The 17,182-nt window shown below is 63.5% G+C and carries 15 protein-coding genes; 8 read left to right on the top strand and 7 right to left on the bottom strand.

Annotation, left to right across the window (positions count from 1 at the left end; genetic code table 11):
• Positions 1-115 precede the first annotated feature (115 nt).
• Positions 116-1,957, top strand: coding sequence for a dihydroxy-acid dehydratase (ilvD, locus tag IFT57_RS14895; RefSeq protein ID WP_192151907.1), 1,842 nt, complete (start codon positions 116-118; stop codon positions 1,955-1,957).
• Between the two features lie 207 nt (positions 1,958-2,164).
• Positions 2,165-3,556 (top strand): L-cystine transporter, encoded by a 1,392-nt coding sequence (locus IFT57_RS14890; protein WP_192151906.1) that lies wholly within the window; start codon positions 2,165-2,167, stop codon positions 3,554-3,556.
• 58 nt (positions 3,557-3,614) lie between these two features.
• On the opposite strand, the gene IFT57_RS14885 is transcribed toward IFT57_RS14890, so the two are convergent.
• Positions 3,615-4,127, bottom strand: a complete 513-nt coding sequence (locus IFT57_RS14885; protein WP_122801359.1) for a dihydrofolate reductase — start codon at positions 4,125-4,127, stop codon at positions 3,615-3,617.
• A 65-nt stretch (positions 4,128-4,192) separates the two neighbouring features.
• On the opposite strand from IFT57_RS14885, the gene IFT57_RS14880 reads away from it, so the two are divergent.
• The gene (locus IFT57_RS14880; protein WP_192151905.1) at positions 4,193-5,572 is read left to right on the top strand and encodes a DUF2868 domain-containing protein; all 1,380 of its coding nucleotides are present in this window, start codon (positions 4,193-4,195) and stop codon (positions 5,570-5,572) included.
• Positions 5,565-6,923: a DUF3482 domain-containing protein gene (locus IFT57_RS14875; RefSeq protein ID WP_192151904.1), complete on the top strand. Its 1,359-nt coding sequence runs from the start codon at positions 5,565-5,567 to the stop codon at positions 6,921-6,923. The genes IFT57_RS14880 and IFT57_RS14875 overlap by 8 nt, the downstream gene beginning before the upstream one ends.
• A 280-nt stretch (positions 6,924-7,203) precedes the next feature.
• Here IFT57_RS14875 and IFT57_RS14870 read toward each other — a convergent pair whose 3' ends face one another.
• Positions 7,204-9,456 (bottom strand): heavy metal translocating P-type ATPase, encoded by a 2,253-nt coding sequence (locus IFT57_RS14870; RefSeq protein ID WP_192151903.1) that lies wholly within the window; start codon positions 9,454-9,456, stop codon positions 7,204-7,206.
• Between the two features lie 85 nt (positions 9,457-9,541).
• Between IFT57_RS14870 and cadR the strand changes: the two genes are divergently transcribed.
• The 3 genes from cadR (at position 9,542) to IFT57_RS14855 (ending at position 11,097) form a co-directional block, all read left to right on the top strand.
• Positions 9,542-9,991: a Cd(II)/Pb(II)-responsive transcriptional regulator gene (gene cadR / locus IFT57_RS14865; RefSeq protein WP_122795909.1), complete on the top strand. Its 450-nt coding sequence runs from the start codon at positions 9,542-9,544 to the stop codon at positions 9,989-9,991.
• A 256-nt stretch (positions 9,992-10,247) separates the two neighbouring features.
• Positions 10,248-10,547: a helix-turn-helix domain-containing protein gene (locus IFT57_RS14860; protein WP_192151902.1), complete on the top strand. Its 300-nt coding sequence runs from the start codon at positions 10,248-10,250 to the stop codon at positions 10,545-10,547.
• A 76-nt stretch (positions 10,548-10,623) separates the two neighbouring features.
• On the top strand, positions 10,624-11,097 hold the full coding sequence (locus IFT57_RS14855) for a GNAT family N-acetyltransferase (protein ID WP_192151901.1): 474 nt from the start codon (positions 10,624-10,626) through the stop codon (positions 11,095-11,097).
• Between the two features lie 502 nt (positions 11,098-11,599).
• Here the strand turns inward: IFT57_RS14855 and IFT57_RS14850 are convergent.
• From IFT57_RS14850 to IFT57_RS14840, 3 genes are read right to left on the bottom strand one after another with little or no spacing between them, the layout of a single operon-like run.
• Positions 11,600-12,571, bottom strand: a complete 972-nt coding sequence (locus IFT57_RS14850; RefSeq protein WP_192151900.1) for a thymidylate synthase — start codon at positions 12,569-12,571, stop codon at positions 11,600-11,602.
• A gap of 53 nt (positions 12,572-12,624) precedes the next feature.
• Positions 12,625-13,437, bottom strand: coding sequence for a prolipoprotein diacylglyceryl transferase (gene lgt, locus IFT57_RS14845; protein ID WP_192048005.1), 813 nt, complete (start codon positions 13,435-13,437; stop codon positions 12,625-12,627).
• Positions 13,438-13,446: 9 nt separating this feature from the next.
• On the bottom strand, positions 13,447-14,232 hold the full coding sequence (locus IFT57_RS14840; protein WP_192151899.1) for a sulfite exporter TauE/SafE family protein: 786 nt from the start codon (positions 14,230-14,232) through the stop codon (positions 13,447-13,449).
• A 121-nt stretch (positions 14,233-14,353) separates the two neighbouring features.
• Here IFT57_RS14840 and IFT57_RS14835 point away from each other — a divergent pair, with 121 nt between their 5' ends.
• Positions 14,354-15,097: an NRDE family protein gene (locus IFT57_RS14835; RefSeq protein ID WP_192151898.1), complete on the top strand. Its 744-nt coding sequence runs from the start codon at positions 14,354-14,356 to the stop codon at positions 15,095-15,097.
• 11 nt (positions 15,098-15,108) lie between these two features.
• On the opposite strand, the gene IFT57_RS14830 is transcribed toward IFT57_RS14835, so the two are convergent.
• Positions 15,109-15,936 (bottom strand): TIGR03915 family putative DNA repair protein, encoded by an 828-nt coding sequence (locus tag IFT57_RS14830; protein ID WP_122480550.1) that lies wholly within the window; start codon positions 15,934-15,936, stop codon positions 15,109-15,111.
• Positions 15,933-17,153: a putative DNA modification/repair radical SAM protein gene (locus tag IFT57_RS14825; RefSeq protein ID WP_122480551.1), complete on the bottom strand. Its 1,221-nt coding sequence runs from the start codon at positions 17,151-17,153 to the stop codon at positions 15,933-15,935. Before IFT57_RS14825 ends, IFT57_RS14830 begins: the two co-directional genes overlap by 4 nt.
• Positions 17,154-17,182: the final 29 nt, after the last annotated feature.

The following is a 17,182-nucleotide window of genomic DNA, read 5'->3' as shown; positions in this document are numbered from 1 at the left end:
CCCGCAGCGTTACCGGCCTCATCCGCAAGCACGGCAACACACCGCCCGAGCGTGCCGCGGACCAGGAAAAGCTCAATCCCTCATTGCAACCCGATTAGCCGCCCGGAGTCGTTCCATGCCTGACTATCGCTCGAAAACGTCCACCCACGGTCGCAACATGGCCGGTGCCCGCGCGCTGTGGCGTGCCACTGGCATGAAGGACGACGATTTCAAGAAACCGATCATTGCCATCGCCAACTCGTTCACCCAGTTCGTGCCGGGGCATGTGCACCTCAAGGATCTCGGTCAGCTGGTTGCACGCGAAATCGAGCGCGCCGGCGGCGTGGCCAAGGAATTCAACACGATTGCCGTGGACGACGGCATTGCCATGGGCCACGACGGGATGCTGTATTCCCTGCCCAGCCGCGAGATCATCGCCGACTCGGTCGAGTACATGGTCAACGCCCACTGCGCCGATGCCATCGTGTGCATCTCCAACTGCGACAAGATCACCCCTGGCATGCTGATGGCCGCCTTGCGCCTGAACATTCCGGTAATCTTCGTTTCCGGCGGGCCGATGGAAGCTGGCAAGACCAAGCTGGCCAGCCACGGCCTGGACCTGGTCGACGCCATGGTGATCGCCGCCGACGATACCGCTTCGGATGAAAAGGTCGCCGAATACGAGCGCAGCGCCTGCCCGACCTGCGGTTCGTGTTCAGGCATGTTCACCGCCAACTCGATGAACTGCCTGACCGAAGCCCTGGGCCTGGCCTTGCCGGGCAACGGTTCCACCCTAGCGACCCACAGTGACCGCGAGCAGCTGTTCCTGCAGGCGGGCCGCACCATCGTCGAGCTGTGCAAACGCTACTACGGCGAGGACGACGAGTCGGTCCTGCCGCGCAATATCGCCAACTTCAAGGCATTCGAAAACGCCATGATGCTGGATATCGCCATGGGTGGTTCGACCAACACCATCCTGCACCTGCTGGCCGCTGCCCAGGAAGCCGAGATCGAGTTCGACCTGCGCGACATCGATCGCCTGTCGCGTACCGTGCCGCAGCTGTGCAAGGTCGCGCCGAACATCCAGAAGTACCATATGGAAGACGTGCACCGCGCTGGCGGCATCTTCAGCATCCTCGGCTCGTTGGCCCGTGGCGGCCTGCTGCACACCGACCTGCCGACCGTGCACAGCCGCAGCATGGCCGAAGGCATCGCCAAGTGGGACATCACCCAGACCACCGACGAAGCGGTGCACCACTTCTTCAAGGCCGGCCCCGGTGGCATCCCGACGCAAACCGCCTTCAGCCAGTCGACCCGCTGGGACACCCTGGACGACGACCGCGAAAACGGCTGCATCCGCAGCTTCGAACACGCCTACTCCCAGGAAGGTGGCCTTGCCGTGCTCTACGGCAACATCGCAATGGATGGCTGCGTGGTGAAGACCGCCGGCGTGGATGAGTCCATTCATGTGTTCGAGGGCAACGCCAAGATCTTCGAAAGCCAGGACAGCGCGGTGCGTGGCATCCTCGCCGACGAAGTGCAGGCCGGTGACATCGTGATCATCCGCTACGAAGGCCCCAAGGGTGGGCCGGGCATGCAGGAGATGCTGTACCCGACGTCGTACCTCAAGTCCAAGGGCCTGGGCAAAGCCTGCGCGCTGCTCACCGACGGACGTTTCTCGGGCGGCACGTCCGGTCTGTCGATCGGCCACGCCTCGCCTGAGGCGGCGGCGGGTGGTGCCATTGGCCTGGTGCAGGACGGCGACAAGGTGCTGATCGACATTCCCAACCGCTCGATCAACCTGCTGGTGGACGATGCCGAACTGGCTGCCCGTCGTGCCGAACAGGACAAGAAAGGCTGGAAGCCGGTCGAGGTGCGTCCACGCAAGGTGACCACCGCACTCAAGGCCTATGCCCTGCTGGCCACCAGCGCCGACAAGGGTGCGGTACGCAACAAGGCGATGCTCGACGGGCTGTAAGCCGCTGTTCACTAGCCGGACCCCGCAGGCCGGTCTTCACGCAGCTTCAAGTGAAGACCGGCCTTGTGCTGTCGGGGCTCATGCTCTTATTCCAAAAACGCCTAACGATTTTCCAATCCGGTATTAATTGCCTTTCGATTCAGGGTGTTAGCATTCGCGATTGACCAGCGTCCGTAGAGCCGCGGTCGTCAATCTTTCGGAGCTGACATGAACCTGCCCCTGCTGTTGAACCTGCTGATCTTCGCGGCCTTGCTGCTGGGTCTGGCACAAACGCGTCGCACCGACTGGAGCCTGGCCAAGAAGGTCTTGCTGGGCCTTGCCTTGGGCGTTCTGTTCGGTATCGGCCTGCACACCGTCTACGGTGCCGGCCACCCTGTGCTCAAAAGCACCATCAGTTGGCTGGAACTGGTCGGCAACGGTTATGTGCAGTTGCTGCAGATGATCGTCATGCCGCTGATCTTTGCATCCATCCTCAGCGCAGTGGCCCGTCTGCATAACGCCTCTTCGCTGGGCAAGATCAGCTTCCTGACCATTGGCACGCTGCTGTTCACCACCGCAATCGCCGCGCTGATCGGTATCGGCCTGACCAACCTGTTCGGCCTGAGCGCCGAAGGCCTGGTAGCCGGGGCTCAGGAAACGGCACGCCTGGCGACGATCCAGAGCGACTACGCGGGCAAGGTCGCCGATCTCAATGTGCCGCAACTGCTGCTCTCGTTCATTCCGCAGAATCCTTTCGCCGATCTGGCGCGGGCCAAGCCCACGTCGATCATCAGCGTGGTGATCTTTGCCGCGTTCCTGGGCATGGCGGCCTTGCAGCTGTTCAAGGACGATGCCGACAAAGGGGCGAAAGTGCTGGGTGCGATCGACGTGCTGCAGGCCTGGGTGATGCGGCTGGTGCGGCTGGTGATGAAGCTGACGCCCTACGGTGTGCTGGCCCTGATGGCCAAGGTGGTCGCCAGTTCCAACGTGCAGGACATCGTCAAGCTGGGCAGTTTCGTGGTGGTGTCGTACATCGGTCTGGCATTGATGTTCGCGGTGCACGGGCTGCTGTTGAGCCTTGCCGGGGTCAACCCGCTGAGATTCTTCCGCAAGGTCTGGCCGGTGCTGACCTTTGCCTTCACCAGCCGCTCGAGCGCGGCGACCATTCCACTGAGCATCGAGGCGCAGACTCGTCGCTTGGGGGTGCCTCAAGCGATCGCCAGCTTCGCCGCCTCCTTTGGCGCGACGATCGGCCAGAATGGTTGCGCCGGCCTGTATCCAGCCATGCTGGCGGTGATGGTCGCGCCCACGGTTGGGATCAACCCACTGGATCCGCTGTGGATCGCCACGTTGGTGGGCATCGTCACCCTGAGCTCGGCCGGTGTGGCCGGGGTGGGCGGCGGCGCGACCTTCGCTGCATTGATCGTACTGCCAGCCATGGGCTTGCCGGTTACCCTGGTGGCGCTGCTGATTTCGGTCGAACCGTTGATCGATATGGGCCGCACAGCCCTGAACGTGAGCGGATCGATGGCGGCGGGCACCATCACCAGCCAAGTGATGGGTCAGACCGACAAGGCTCTGCTGGCGGCCGATGAGCACAAGGAACTGGCTTCGGCGTAACCGGTGCCGCCTGTTCGTGGACGCCCTCTGGAACAGGCGGCGCGAACAGGCCACCCGATCATCTGCGCTCCCATACCTCGAACGCGTAGGCCGGCTTGTCGTCGACCGCTTCGTTAGGCACGCTCGACACCCTCTGCCATAGGTTCTCGTCGAACTCGGGAAACCAGGCGTCCCCTTCCGGTTGCAAGGCTACCCGCGTCAGGTACAGGCGATCCGCCTGACCAAGGCCCAGCGCGTACAGCTGGGCGCCACCAATGAGCATCACTTCCTCTGCGCCCTGTTCGCGAGCCCAGGCTTCGGCACGCTCGATGGCCGCCTCCAGAGAAATGAACACTTCGGCACCCGGCAGTTGCAGGTCCGGCTGTCGGCTGACCACCAGGTTCAGGCGCCCCGGCAGTGGGCGGCCCAGCGAGTCCCAGGTCTTGCGACCCATGATGATCGGCTTGCCCAGGGTGGTTGCCTTGAAATACTTGAAATCCCCCGGCAGGTGCCAGGGCATGCTGTTGTCGATGCCGATCACGCGGTTCTCGGCGAGCGCGGCGATCAGGCTTAAAGGGAGAGATGTCTTCATGGCCGGCAGAATAGCAGAGCCTCCTTGGGTTATGCTCACGACGAATCGGCCGCCTGGAAAAACGCGTGAGCGCACCCACTGCATTGCATCGACTCTGGCTCAGTGAAGCCATCCGCCTGCGCGAAGAGCAGGCAGGCCCTTTGGAAGACCTGGAAGCCAACCGCCGGGCACGTCAGCAAGGCGGCGACCTGGCCGCGCGCATCGAGCATCGCGCTTTGCTGCTGGCCGAACGCGATGGCCAGCGCCAGGCCCTGGGCCATTGGTTACAGGGGGCGCGACTGGCGATGCTGCTGCTGGCCGTACTGGCCGTGTTCAGCGGCGCAGGCCTGGCATTCGCAGCGCTGGGCAACGGCCTGCAGCCCGTCAACGTGTTCTGGGCGCTGGGCAGCCTGTTGGGGCTCAACCTCATTCTGCTGCTGAGCTGGCTGCTGGGGCTGGTCGCGTCTGGTGGACACGGTGCGGTGCTGGGCCGACTGTGGTTGTGGCTGAGCGAGAAACTGGCGCGTGATGCACAAGCCGTGCATCTGGCGCCGGCGCTGGTACTGCTGCTGCAGCGGCGACGACTCAACCGCTGGGCCTTGGGCACGCTGGTGCATGGGCTGTGGCTGCTGGCCTTGCTCAGCGCACTGGCCGTGCTGCTGTTGCTGCTGGCCACCCGACGTTATGGTTTTGTCTGGGAGACCACCATTCTGGGTGCGGACACCTTCATCGATTTGACTCAGATGTTGGGCGCCGTGCCCGCGCTGCTGGGTTTCAGTGTGCCGGACATCGACATGATCCGCGCCAGTGGCGATCAGGCGACCAACATCGAAGGCGCACGCCAGGCCTGGGCCGGTTGGCTGGTCGGCGTGCTGCTGGTGTTCGGTATCGGCCCGCGCCTGGTGCTGGCCGCGTTCTGCCAATGGCGTTGGCGCCGAGGCCGCGCGGGTTTGACCCTGGATACCAGCCTGCCCGGCTACAGCCAACTGCGCGAACGGCTGATGCCCAGCAGCGAACGCTTGGGCGTGCGCGATGAGGCGCCCGACACGTTGCCGCATGTCACCACTCAAGCAGCCAGCGAGTCGAGCAGCGGCGCTGTGTTGGTAGCACTGGAGCTCGACGGCCAGCATCCGTGGCCACCTGTCCTGGCGCCCGGCATTCAGGATGCCGGCGTGCTCGACAGCCGCGAGTCGCGCCAGCGGCTGCTGGAACAGATGACCCGCTTTCCGCCCGCGCGGCTGGTGATCGCCTGCGATCCGCGGCGCTCGCCGGATCGCGGCAGTCTTGGCCTGATTGCCGAACTGGCCCGGTGCGCCACGGTTACCCGAGTGTGGTTGTTACCCGCGCCGCCTGGCCAGTCCCTCGACCCACAACGCCTCGGCGACTGGCAGACTGGCCTGGATGCTCTGGACCTGGCTGTGGATCAATCGACACCCTTGCACTGGCTGGAGACAGGCCATGAGTAAGCCCCTGACCCTGGCCGTGGTCGGCCATACCAACGTCGGCAAGACGTCCCTTCTGCGTACGCTTACCCGCGACGTGGGTTTTGGCGAAGTGTCACACCGGCCCAGCACCACACGACATGTGGAAGGCGCACGTCTTTCAGTGAATGGCGATGCCTTGTTGGAGCTCTACGACACCCCTGGATTGGAAGATGCCATTGCCTTGCTGGAATTCGTGGAGCGTCTGGATCGCCCCGGCGAGCGTCTCGACGGTCCGGCGCGGGTCGAGCGGTTTCTGCAGGGCAGCGAAGCGCGCCAACGCTTCGAGCAGGAGGCCAAGGTGCTGCGCCAGTTATTGGCTTCCGATGCGGGCCTGTACGTGATCGACGCACGCGAGCCGGTGCTGGCCAAGTACCGGGATGAGCTGGAAGTGCTGGCAAGCTGCGGGAAACCGCTACTGCCAGTGCTCAATTTCGTCAGCAGCAGCCAGCAGCGCGAGGGGGATTGGCGCGAGGCCCTGGCCCGACTCGGTTTGCATGCCTTGGTGCGCTTCGACAGCGTGGCGCCGCCCGAAGACGGTGAACGACGTCTTTATGAAAGCCTGGCCTTGCTGCTGGAGCACTCCCGTCCGGCCCTGCAACGGCTGATCGACGATCAGCAGGCGCAACGGCTGGTGCGTCAGGGCAGCGCGCGGCGGTTGATTGCCGAACTGCTGATCGACTGCGCGGCCTGTCGTCGCAGCGTTACCAGTGATGCAGCGGCGGGCGCCATCGAAGACCTTCGCCAAGCGGTGCGCACACGCGAGCAGCGCTGCGTGGAAGCCTTGCTGAAACTGTATGCCTTCCGCAGCCAGGATGCCTCGGCAGGCGACCTGCCGCTGTCGGACGGGCGCTGGGGAGACGATCTGTTCAACCCCGATACGCTCAAGCAGCTGGGGGTGAAGGTCGGCGGCGGCATTGCGGCCGGCGCAGCGGCGGGCGCTGGCGTCGACCTGCTGGTGGGCGGTTTGACCCTGGGCATGGCGGCCATCGCTGGGGCCATTGCCGGCGGCGCGCTGCAAACCGCACGGGGCTATGGCGCGCGCTTGTTGGGCAAGTTCAAGGGCGAGCGCGAACTGACCGTGGACGACAACGTGCTACGGCTGCTGGCGTTGCGCCAACAACAGCTGGTGAAAGCCCTCGATGCCCGTGGCCATGCCGCCATGGGCACCATCGAAGTGGCGGCGCCACAAGAGCAGACCTGGCGCGAAGGTAAGCTGCCCGAAGCCCTGAACAAGGCGCGCGCCTATCCGCAATGGTCCTCGCTCAACGGCCACAAGCACCTGAGCCAACGCGAGCGCGAAGAGCAGATCGAGGCGCTGGCCCAGCAGCTCTGACAACCCCGTAGGAGCGGCCAGTGGCCGCGAAAAGAGCGCCGCGGTGTGTCAGATGCATCGCGGTGAGCCTTTCGCGGCCGATGACCGCTCCCACAGGAACTCCGCGGTCTCTATAGGAGCGGCCAGTGGCCGCGAAAAGAGCGCCGCGGTGTGTCAGATGCATCGCGGTGAGCCTTTCGCAGCCGATGACCGCTCCCACAGGAACTCCGCGATCTCTGTGGGAGCGGTCATCGGCCGCGAAAAGAGCGCCGCGCAGTCACAGGTACACCGCAGTGCAACGTCACTTGCGCAGCAACCGCAGCCCATTGAACACCACCAGCAGACTCACACCCATGTCGGCAAACACCGCCATCCACAGCGTTGCCATACCGGCCACGGTCATCAGCAAAAACACTGCCTTGATCGCCAGCGCCAGCACAATGTTCTGCAACAACACCGAACGGGTCTGCCTCGACAGCCGGATGAATGCCGGAATCTTGCGCAGATCATCATCCATCAATGCGACATCGGCGGTTTCAATGGCGGTATCGGTGCCCGCCGCCGCCATGGCGAAACCGATCTCGGCCCGCGCCAGCGCCGGCGCATCATTGATGCCGTCACCGACCATGCCAACCCGATGTCCTTGGGCGTACAGCTGTTCCACGGCCTTGAGCTTGTCGGCAGGCAACAGATCGCCAATGGCCTGATCGATACCCACTTGGGCGGCAATCGCCTTGGCGGTGTGCGGGTTGTCCCCGGTCAGCATCACCGTCTTGATGCCCAGGGCATGCAACTGGGCTATGGCCTCGCGACTGGTCTGCTTGACGGTATCGGCCACCGCGAACAGCGCCACCGGACCCTGCGGCCCGAGCAACACCACCACCGACTTGCCTTCACGCTCCAGTCGATCAAGCCGCTCCTCCAGCACAGGCGAGCACTGACCCAGCTCTTCCACCAGCCGGTGATTGCCCAGGTGATAGGTCTGCCCGTCCACCTGGCCCTTGATGCCGCGCCCGAGCAATGCCTGGAAATCATCCAGGATCACGGTGGTATCTGTCCCGTTGTGATCACCGGCAATCGCCCGTGACACCGGATGGTCCGAGCGCGCCGCCAAGGCCTGGGCTATCGCCTGCGCGCGGCCCTCGAAGGCTTGATCGAGCAGTGCATAGTCGGTCTGCACCGGCTTGCCGTGGGTGAGCGTGCCGGTCTTGTCCAGCGCCAGATAATCCAGCTTGTGGCCACCTTCCAGGTACACGCCCCCCTTGACCAGGATGCCTTTGCGCGCAGCAGCGGCCAAGGCACTGACGATGGTGACAGGCGTGGAAATCACCAGCGCACACGGACAGGCGACAACCAGCAGCACCAGCGCGCGGTAGATCCAGTCGAACCACGCGCCCAACCCCACCAGTGGCGGCACGACCGCGATAAGCAGAGCCAGGGCAAACACCACCGGCGTGTAGATCCGTGAAAAGTTATCCACAAAGCGCTGAGTGGGTGCCCGCGCGCCCTGCGCCTGCTCGACTGCATGGATGATCCGCGCCAGTGTCGACTGGCCAGCCGCGGCAGTTACCTGAAACTCCAGCGAACCCGCCTGATTGATGGTGCCGGCGAACACCTTGTCACCGACGCCCTTCTCCACCGGCAAGCTCTCACCGGTAATAGGCGCTTGATCGATGCTCGACTGACCAGCGGTCACCTCGCCATCCAAGCCAATACGCTCACCCGGACGTACACGCACGATGGCCTGCAGTGCGACCGCTTTCACGTCCTGCTCAAGCCACTGACCATCCGCCTGACGGACCGTCGCCGTGTCCGGCGTAAGGCGCATCAGACCGCCAATCGCATTGCGCGCGCGATCCAGGGACTTGGCTTCGATCAGCTCGGCCACGGTGAACAGGAACATCACCATCGCCGCTTCCGGCCACTGGCCGATCAACACGGCACCGGTCACCGCGATGCTCATCAACGCATTGATGTTGAGGTTGCCGTTCTTCAGCGCGATCCAGCCCTTGCTGTAGGTGGTCAGACCGCAACTGGCAATCGATACCAATGCCAGCAATGCCACGACCCAAGTCGGCGCCGCCTGGGTGAAATGGACCACTTCGGCCGCGACCGCCGTCACGCCCGAGAGCGCCAGCGGCCACCAGGGCTTGCGTGGCGCTGGCAGCGCATTGGCGGCAGGTTCGTCCCCGCTGATAGGTTCGGCATGCATGCCCAGCGATTTGATGGCGCTCTCGATCGCCTGGGTATCGGGCAGCGAATGGCGCACGCCGAGCACCCGATTGATCAGGTTGAAATCCAGCTGTTGCACGCCTGCCAGCTTGGCAAGCTTGTTCTGGATCAGCGTCTGCTCGGTCGGACAGTCCATGGCTTCGATGCGGAACTGACTCAGCCGAGCATCCTGGCTATCGCCGGGCGCGAGCTGGACGGTCGTGGGCGCCGTTGCCTTGCCTGCGCAGCAATGACTGGCTGGCGCAGGGCTGTGCTCGTGCTCGTGCTCGTGCTCGTGCTCGTGCTTATGATCGTGGGCATGGCCGGAGGTGGGGTGGCTCATTGGTCGCAATTCCCTGAAGTGCAGGTTGCCAAGTGAACACCCTGTAGCCACTATAGGGTCAAGCACCTTTTTGCAGGTCATAAGCATGAAAATCGGAGAACTGGCGAAAATCACCGACTGTCAGGTCGAAACCATCCGCTACTACGAACGCGAAAAGCTATTGCCCCTGCCCGCCCGCAGCGATGGCAACTACCGCCTCTACACCCAGGCCCATGTCGAGCGGCTCACCTTCATTCGCAATTGCCGCATCCTGGACATGACCTTGGATGAAATCCGCGATCTGCTGACCCTGCGCGACAGCCCCCAGGACCAATGCCAGAGCGTCAACGACCTGATCGACGAGCACATTCATCATGTCAAGGCACGCATAGATGGTCTGGTGGCCTTGCAGGACCAACTCGTTGCCCTGCGCCAGAAATGTCACGGTGGCACTGCCGAAGAACACTGCGCAATCCTTCAGCGCCTGGAAATCAGCGGCGCCGTCACCGTTCCCGATGCAGAACACTCCCATGTAGGCCGCAGCCACGGGCATTGAACGACTGAACACAGCCTGTGGGAGCGGGCTCTGCCCGCGAAAAGAGCACTGCGTTTCGTCAGGCATACCGCAGCGCGGCCTTCGCGGGCAGAGCCCGCTCCCACAGGAGGTCACATAATCCCGTAGGAGCGGTCCGTGGCCGCGAAACAGGCGCCGCGGTTCATCAGATATATCCTGGCATTCGAGCCATCCGGGATGTGAATATTATATGGCTCATACCGTTTAAAATGAGCCATATAAGGCTCATACTTAGCTCATGCTAACCACACTTCTGCAACAGATCCGCAACCGCCGCCAACAACTGGGCCTTCAGATCCAGGACATGCCCTTGCGCACAGGCCTCACCCGCCAGCAATACGGAAAAATCGAGAAAGACGGCAACCCGCGGCTCAACACCCTCGACCTGATTGCCGAAGGTCTGGACGCCAGCATGGTCCTGGTACCCAAGGATCAACTCAAGCTGATCGAAAAGATCCTGGCAGGCGCACCGGTGTACTTCGAAGATGACCGACCTGTGCACAACTATCCGGAAAACCCCTGGGATGACTTGCCATGAGTGTCGAAACCCTAGCGGCCCTGAAACTGACGCTGCACACGCAATTGGTCGGTTACGTGCAAAAAAAGAAGCTGCCATGAATCGCTCCGCGCTTCACTTTCAACTATCCGATCTGCGCACTGAACCTGGCTTTCTTGCAGTCGTAGGCGAGCGGCTGTGGCAAGCCTGGTGGAAGGAAGACGGCTATACCCTGGAGGATGTGCTGACGCTTCTGGATAACAGTCTGCGTTCCGAGCCCATTCCCACCACTTTGGTCGCTCATGCAGGCGAGCGGTTCGTGGGCACGGTATCGCTGATCGCCTCGGACATGGATGAATGGGTTCAGTATTCGCCCTGGCTGGCGGCGCTGTGGGTAGAGGCCGAAAGCCGCACCCAGGGCGTTGGCGCGGCGTTGCTTGCAGCCGGCCTGCAGCGAGCGAAGGCGGCGGGTGTCGAACGAGTGTATCTATGCGCCGTCGAGGAAAAGTCGGCGTACTACCGGCGGCTTGGCTGGGAGCAGATCGAGACTGACGTCGGGGGGATGAATATCTTCACAAGGGCATCAAGGTAGTCGAATCGCGGTGTCTGTTTCGCGGCCGGTGACCGCTCCTACAGGGGATCACACAACCCCGTAGGAGCGGTCAGCGGCCGCGAAAAGGGCGCCGCGCTTTGTCAGGCATACCGCGGCGCGCCCTTCGCGGGCAGAGCCCGCTCCCACAAAGGATCACACAATCCCGTAGGAGCGGTCCGTGGCCGCGAAAAGGGCACCGCGGTGCATCAGGCATACCGCGGCGTGCCCTTCGCGGGCAGAGCCCGCTCCTACAGGAGATCACACAATCTCGTAGGAGCGGTCAGCGGCCGCGAAAAGGACGCCGCGCTTTGTCAGGCATACCGCAGCGCGCCCTTCGCGGGCAGAGCCTGCTCCCACAGGAGATCACACAATTCCGTAGGAGCGGTCCGTGGCCGCGAAAAGGGCACCGCGGTGCATCAGGTATACCGCGGCGCGCCTTTCGCGGGCAGAGCCCGCTCCCACAGGGGATCACACAATGTTTCGCTCCCTCATTAGGGCGTGATCACACTGCCATCGGCGCAGTCAGTGGCGCGTGGTGTTCGTAGCCTTCGAGGGCGAAATCGCTCGGTTCGATCAGCTCCAGCCACTCGGGTTGGTACACCCCGGTCTTGGCAAACTCGGGCACGCGGTCGGAGATCACCAGCCTGGGCGCTGGCAGTGGCTCGCGTTTCATCTGCTCGTTGAGCATGTCCAGATGGTTCTCGTACACATGGGCGTCGCCGATGAAGTAGGTGAACCAGCGTGGCGTGTAGCCCGTCAGGCGACCAATCAGGGACAGCAGCGCGGCGCCTTCGGTGAGATTGAACGGCGTGCCCAGGCCCAGGTCGTTGGAGCGGATGTACAACGTCAGCGAGATCTCGCGGGTTTCCGGATTGGGGTGGAACTGGTACAGCAGATGGCAAGGCGGCAGCGCCATTTCATCGAGCTGAGCGCAGTTCCAGCCGTGGAACAGGATCCGCCGGCTGCCAGGGTCCTTGATGATGGTGTCGACGCACTGGCGAATCTGGTCGATGGCCTTGTACAGCACCACGAAGCTTTCGCCGTTTTCCTCGGCCTGGGCGATCTGCCGATAGCCCTGGCTGGTGGCCAGCTCGATCGCCGCCGGGTTGCTCAGTGCGATGCGCTTGTAGGCCGGCCACTGGCGCCACTGCACACCATAGATCTCGCCCAGGTCGTCTTCGCCCTGGCGGAACGGGTTGGCCAGCCATTGAGCGTTCTCGTTGGCATTCTGGTCCCAGACCTTGCAGCCCAAGGCGCGGAATTCAGCGGCATTGTTGACCCCGCGCAGAAACCCGACCATCTCGCCGATAGCCGACTTGAATGCCAGTCGCCGAGTGGTGATCGCCGGAAAGCCTTCCTGCAGGTCGAACCGCAGCATGGCACCCGGGAAACTGATGGTGCGCACGCCGGTGCGGTTGCTTTGCAAGGTGCCGTTCTTGATGACGTGGGCGACCAGTTCCAGATATTGCTTCATGACTTACCTGCATCGTTCAGGGCGCAACCGCAGTTGCGCCCAGGCAAAAAGAATCAAACGGCCGGACGCGGAGCCGCCGGCGTGCGGTGGTAGGCCCACCAGATCAACCCCAGGCCGCCCAGGATCATCGGCAGACACAGCACTTGTCCCATGGTCAGCCAGCCCCACGCCAGGTAGCCCAGCTGCGCATCGGGCACACGGACGAATTCGACGATAAAACGGAAGATTCCGTAGAACAGCGCGAACATGCCGGACACCGCCATGGTCGGCCGCGGTTTGCGCGAGAACAACCAGAGGATGATGAACAGTGCAACGCCTTCCAACGCAAATTGGTAGAGCTGCGAGGGGTGACGGGGCAGCTGTGCGGGATCGCTGAAGGGCGGGAAGATCATGGCCCATGGCACGTCGGTGGCCTTGCCCCACAGCTCGGCGTTGATGAAGTTGCCGATACGCCCGGCGCCCAGCCCGATCGGGACCAACGGGGCGATGAAATCCATCAGCTGGAAAAACGACTTGTCGTTCTTCTTGCCGAACCACCACGCGGCCAGCATCACGCCCAACAGCCCGCCATGGAACGACATGCCGCCCTTCCACACCTCGAATATCAAAGTCGGGTTGGCGATGTATTGCTCCAGATCGTAGAACAGCACGTAGCCGAGGCGGCCGCCGAGGATCACCCCCATTGCGCACCAGAACACCAGGTCCGAGAGCTTTTCCTTGGTCCAGGTCGGGTCGAAACCGTTGAGCCGGCGCGAGGCCAGCAACCAGGCGCCACCAATGCCCACCAGGTACATCAAGCCGTACCAGTGGATTTTCAGCGGTCCGATGGCCAGTGCCACCGGGTCGATCTGCGGGTAAGGCAGCATTGCGATTCCTCAGCTAAGCAAAAAACTCATGCCGACGCTGAACAGCAGCGCGGCGAACAGGCGTTTGAGCACGCGTGGCGATAACTTGTGCGCCAGGCGGGCACCGTATTTGGCGAAAAACATGCTGGTCACGGCGATACCCGCCAGGGCCGGCAGGTAGACGAATCCGAAACTATGCGCTGGCAGGCCCGGCTCGTGCCAGCCCAGCACCATGAAACTTGTCGCGCTGAACAGGGCGATCGGCAGGCCGACCGCCGAGGACGTCGCGACGGCCTGCTGCATGGGCACGCTGCGCCAGGTCAGGAATGGCACGGTCAACGAGCCGCCGCCGATGCCGAATATGGCCGAAGCCCAACCGATCACCGTGCCGGCCACGCCCAGACCCAGTTTGCCAGGTACCTGGCGCGTGGCCTTGGGCTTGAAGTCCAACGCCATCTGCACGGACACCAGCACGGCGAACACGCCGATGATTTTCTGCAGGTGCGGGCCCTGGATCAACGACGCGGTGAACGCGCCGATGCCTGCGCCCACCACGATGCCCAGGGTCATCCAGCCGACCACAGGCCACTGCACCGCTTTCATCCGGTGATGGGCACGAATGGCATTGATCGAGGTGAACACGATGGTGGCCAGCGAGGTGCCCACCGCCAGGTGCGTCAGTACCGAGGCATCGAAGCCCTGCAAGGTGAAGCTGAACACCAGCACGGGCACGATGATGATACCGCCGCCCACGCCGAACAGGCCGGCCAGTACGCCAGCGCAGGCACCGAGCAGTAGATACAGCGCGAATTCCATGGTTGCCCCCGTAAACAGTTCGGCATGTTACCGGAACCGGTGCCCCACGCTCCACCTTGCAGCGATGGATAGGCGCGCCGGGGATCGGTAGAGTGAAGCCAAACTACAAGGATTTCCACGTATGTGCCTGATCGTTTTCACCTGGCAGCCCGGTGACGCCCACCCGCTGGTGCTGGCGGGCAACCGTGACGAATTCCACGCACGGCCCACGGCGCCCCTGTCCCAGTGGCAGGAACACCCCGGCGTCCATGCCGGGCGGGATCTGGAAGCCGGCGGTACCTGGCTGGGCATCGGGCCCGAGCAACGCATCGCCGCCCTGACCAATATCCGCCGACCTGGCCAGCCGCCCGCCCGGCGCTCCAGAGGTGATCTGGTCGCAGGGTTTCTCACCGGCACAGGGTCGATCGACGATTACCTGCAGCGTGTCATGGACCGCCTGGACGAGTATGCCGGATTCAATCTGCTGCTCGGCGATGGCCAGCGCCTGTGCTACCTGCACTCTGCCGCGGGCACCCCGCAGTATCTGTCGGCGGGCACCTATGGGTTGTCCAATGCCGGGCTCGATACGCCATGGCCCAAGCTGGTGAAGGCCCGTCAGGGGCTAGAGGCATTGGGCAGCCAGCCCCATGCGCTGCTGGACATGCTGGCTGACCCGGCCCAGGCGCCCGAGCATGCATTGCCCGACACCGGCGTGGGCCTGGCCACCGAGCGGTTGCTGTCGAGCGTATTCATTACCGGCGCCAGCTACGGGACCCGGGCCAGCACCGTGGTCATCGTCGATGCCGCAGGTCGCCGGGAAATGATCGAGCGCAGCTTCGGCCCACTGGGCAGCGCACTGGGCGAAGTGCACCTGCAATCGGTCTAGCCGGTTGTCGGCTACACCGAGCGGCCGATGCGTTTGCCCTGGCGCTTGCCGATGTCGCTGGCCTGGCCATCGCGCTGCTTGCCGGTGCGCGCATCGCTGATCAGGCCGGGAATCAACGCCCCTTCGGGCAGGTTCTTCCAGAAGCGGGTGGGCAGGTGGCCCTGCATGACCTTGGGATTCAGGCGCGCAGGATTGAAGATGTGGCTGTAATAGGTCAGCCACAGCTCGCCCTGCGGGTCGTGCGCCTGCTGCGCCAGTTGCTGCCACTCCAATGGGCATTGCCGTTCGTGGATCAACTGAGTGCCGTCGTAATAGACCCCGTCCTGCGGCGTTGCGATCAGCCAGCGACTGCGCCCCATGCGTCCGATGAAATGCTCGCTGGCGAGGGCCAGAATGTCGTGGGCCGGTTCGTGCCAGGCCACGTACTCGGGGCCCGGTGGCCCCTCGGCAGCCACCGGCAGCTCGACGAAACGCAGGAAGGCATGCAGATGATGGCTTTCGCGTCGCACCTGCTTGATACGCCGGTGCAGTTCACTGCCCAAGCGATCACCCGCCAGCATCGCCGTGCGATCGCCGTGACTGACGCGCCAGAGCACTTCGTACAACAGGCTCCAGCGTTGCTCGCCACGGTACTGCGCGGCGCTTTCCAGCAGCTCGATGAGCGCCAGGGGAATACGCGCCTGGAATGGCCCGATTTCCGCCGGGTAGTGCTCGTCCGTGGCGAACAGGTCCGCCACGGTGTTCCAGCCCACATGACTCGGATCGATCTGGTGGCTGAGCAGCCAGCGCGCCTGTTGCCGCCAGGTCGCGAAGAGGTCGTCGCAGTCCAGGCATATCATCCCCACAGCCCCAACTGCTGGGGTTGCGGGCGATCACGCAGTTGGTCGCGCAGCAACAAGGTGGAAATCTCGGCCTGCTGTGGGTGGTAGTCGCTGGTGATGAAGAACGGCTTCGCCTTGGCCAGCACGCAACGCAGGCGGGTCAGGTCTTCATAGCGAATCCGCCGCTGCCGGCGCAGCTCCACCAGGCGCTTGGTGGTACGCAGGCCGATACCGGGTATGCGCGCGATCAGCGCGGGTTCGGCACGGTTCAGGTCCAACGGAAAAACGCTTCGGTTTTCCAGCGCCCAGGCCAGTTTCGGGTCGATGTCCAGCGCCAGGTCGCCCGGACCGGACAGCAATTCGTCCGCCTTGTAGCCATAGCTGCGCAGCAGGAAGTCGGCCTGATAGAGGCGGTGCTCGCGCATCAGCGGCGGTGCTGCGAGCGGCACGCTCTTGGGGCTGTTGGGAATGGGGCTGAACGCCGAATAGTAGACCCGCTTCAGGCCGAAGTTGCCGTACAGCGACTCGGCGCTGTGCAGGATGGTGCTGTCATCGGTCTGGTCGGCACCGACGATCATCTGCGTGCTCTGCCCGGCCGGTGTGAAACGCGGCGCGCGCGGCTCGTTGAGCACGGTCTGCTGACCGGTGTAGATGGTGCTCATGGCTTTCTTGATCGAAGCCACGTCCTTTTCCGGGGCCAGGGTCTGCAGACTGGCATCGGTGGGCAGCTCGATGTTCACGCTCAAGCGATCGGCATAGCGACCGGCTTCGGCGATCAGCGCCGGATCCGCTTCGGGAATGGTCTTGAGGTGGATGTAACCGCGAAACTGATGTTCCTCGCGCAGCAGGCGTGCGACGCGAATCAACTGCTCCATGGTGTAGTCGGCCGAGCGAATGATGCCCGAGCTCAGGAACAGCCCGCTGATGCAGTTGCGGCGATAGAAATCCACCGTCAGCCGCACCACTTCCTCGGGCGTGAAGCGCGCCCGCGGCACGTCACTGGAGCGGCGGTTGACGCAATACTGGCAGTCGAACAGGCAGAAGTTGGTCAACAGGATCTTGAGCAGCGATACACAGCGGCCGTCCGGCGTGTAGCTGTGGCAGATGCCCATGCCATTGGTCGAGCCCAGTCCGCCCTTGCCTTCCGAGCTGCGCTTGGGCGCACCGCTACTGGCGCACGAGGCATCGTACTTGGCGGCGTCGGCGAGGATGCTGAGCTTATCGATCAATTGCATGAAATTTCCCGATACTGTTTTTATGTACA

Source organism: Pseudomonas sp. CFBP 13719 (assembly GCF_014842095.1).
Lineage (GTDB): Bacteria > Pseudomonadota > Gammaproteobacteria > Pseudomonadales > Pseudomonadaceae > Aquipseudomonas.
Note: the sequence above shows the minus strand (reverse complement) of the source record. Positions and strands in the feature narration are given on the sequence as shown.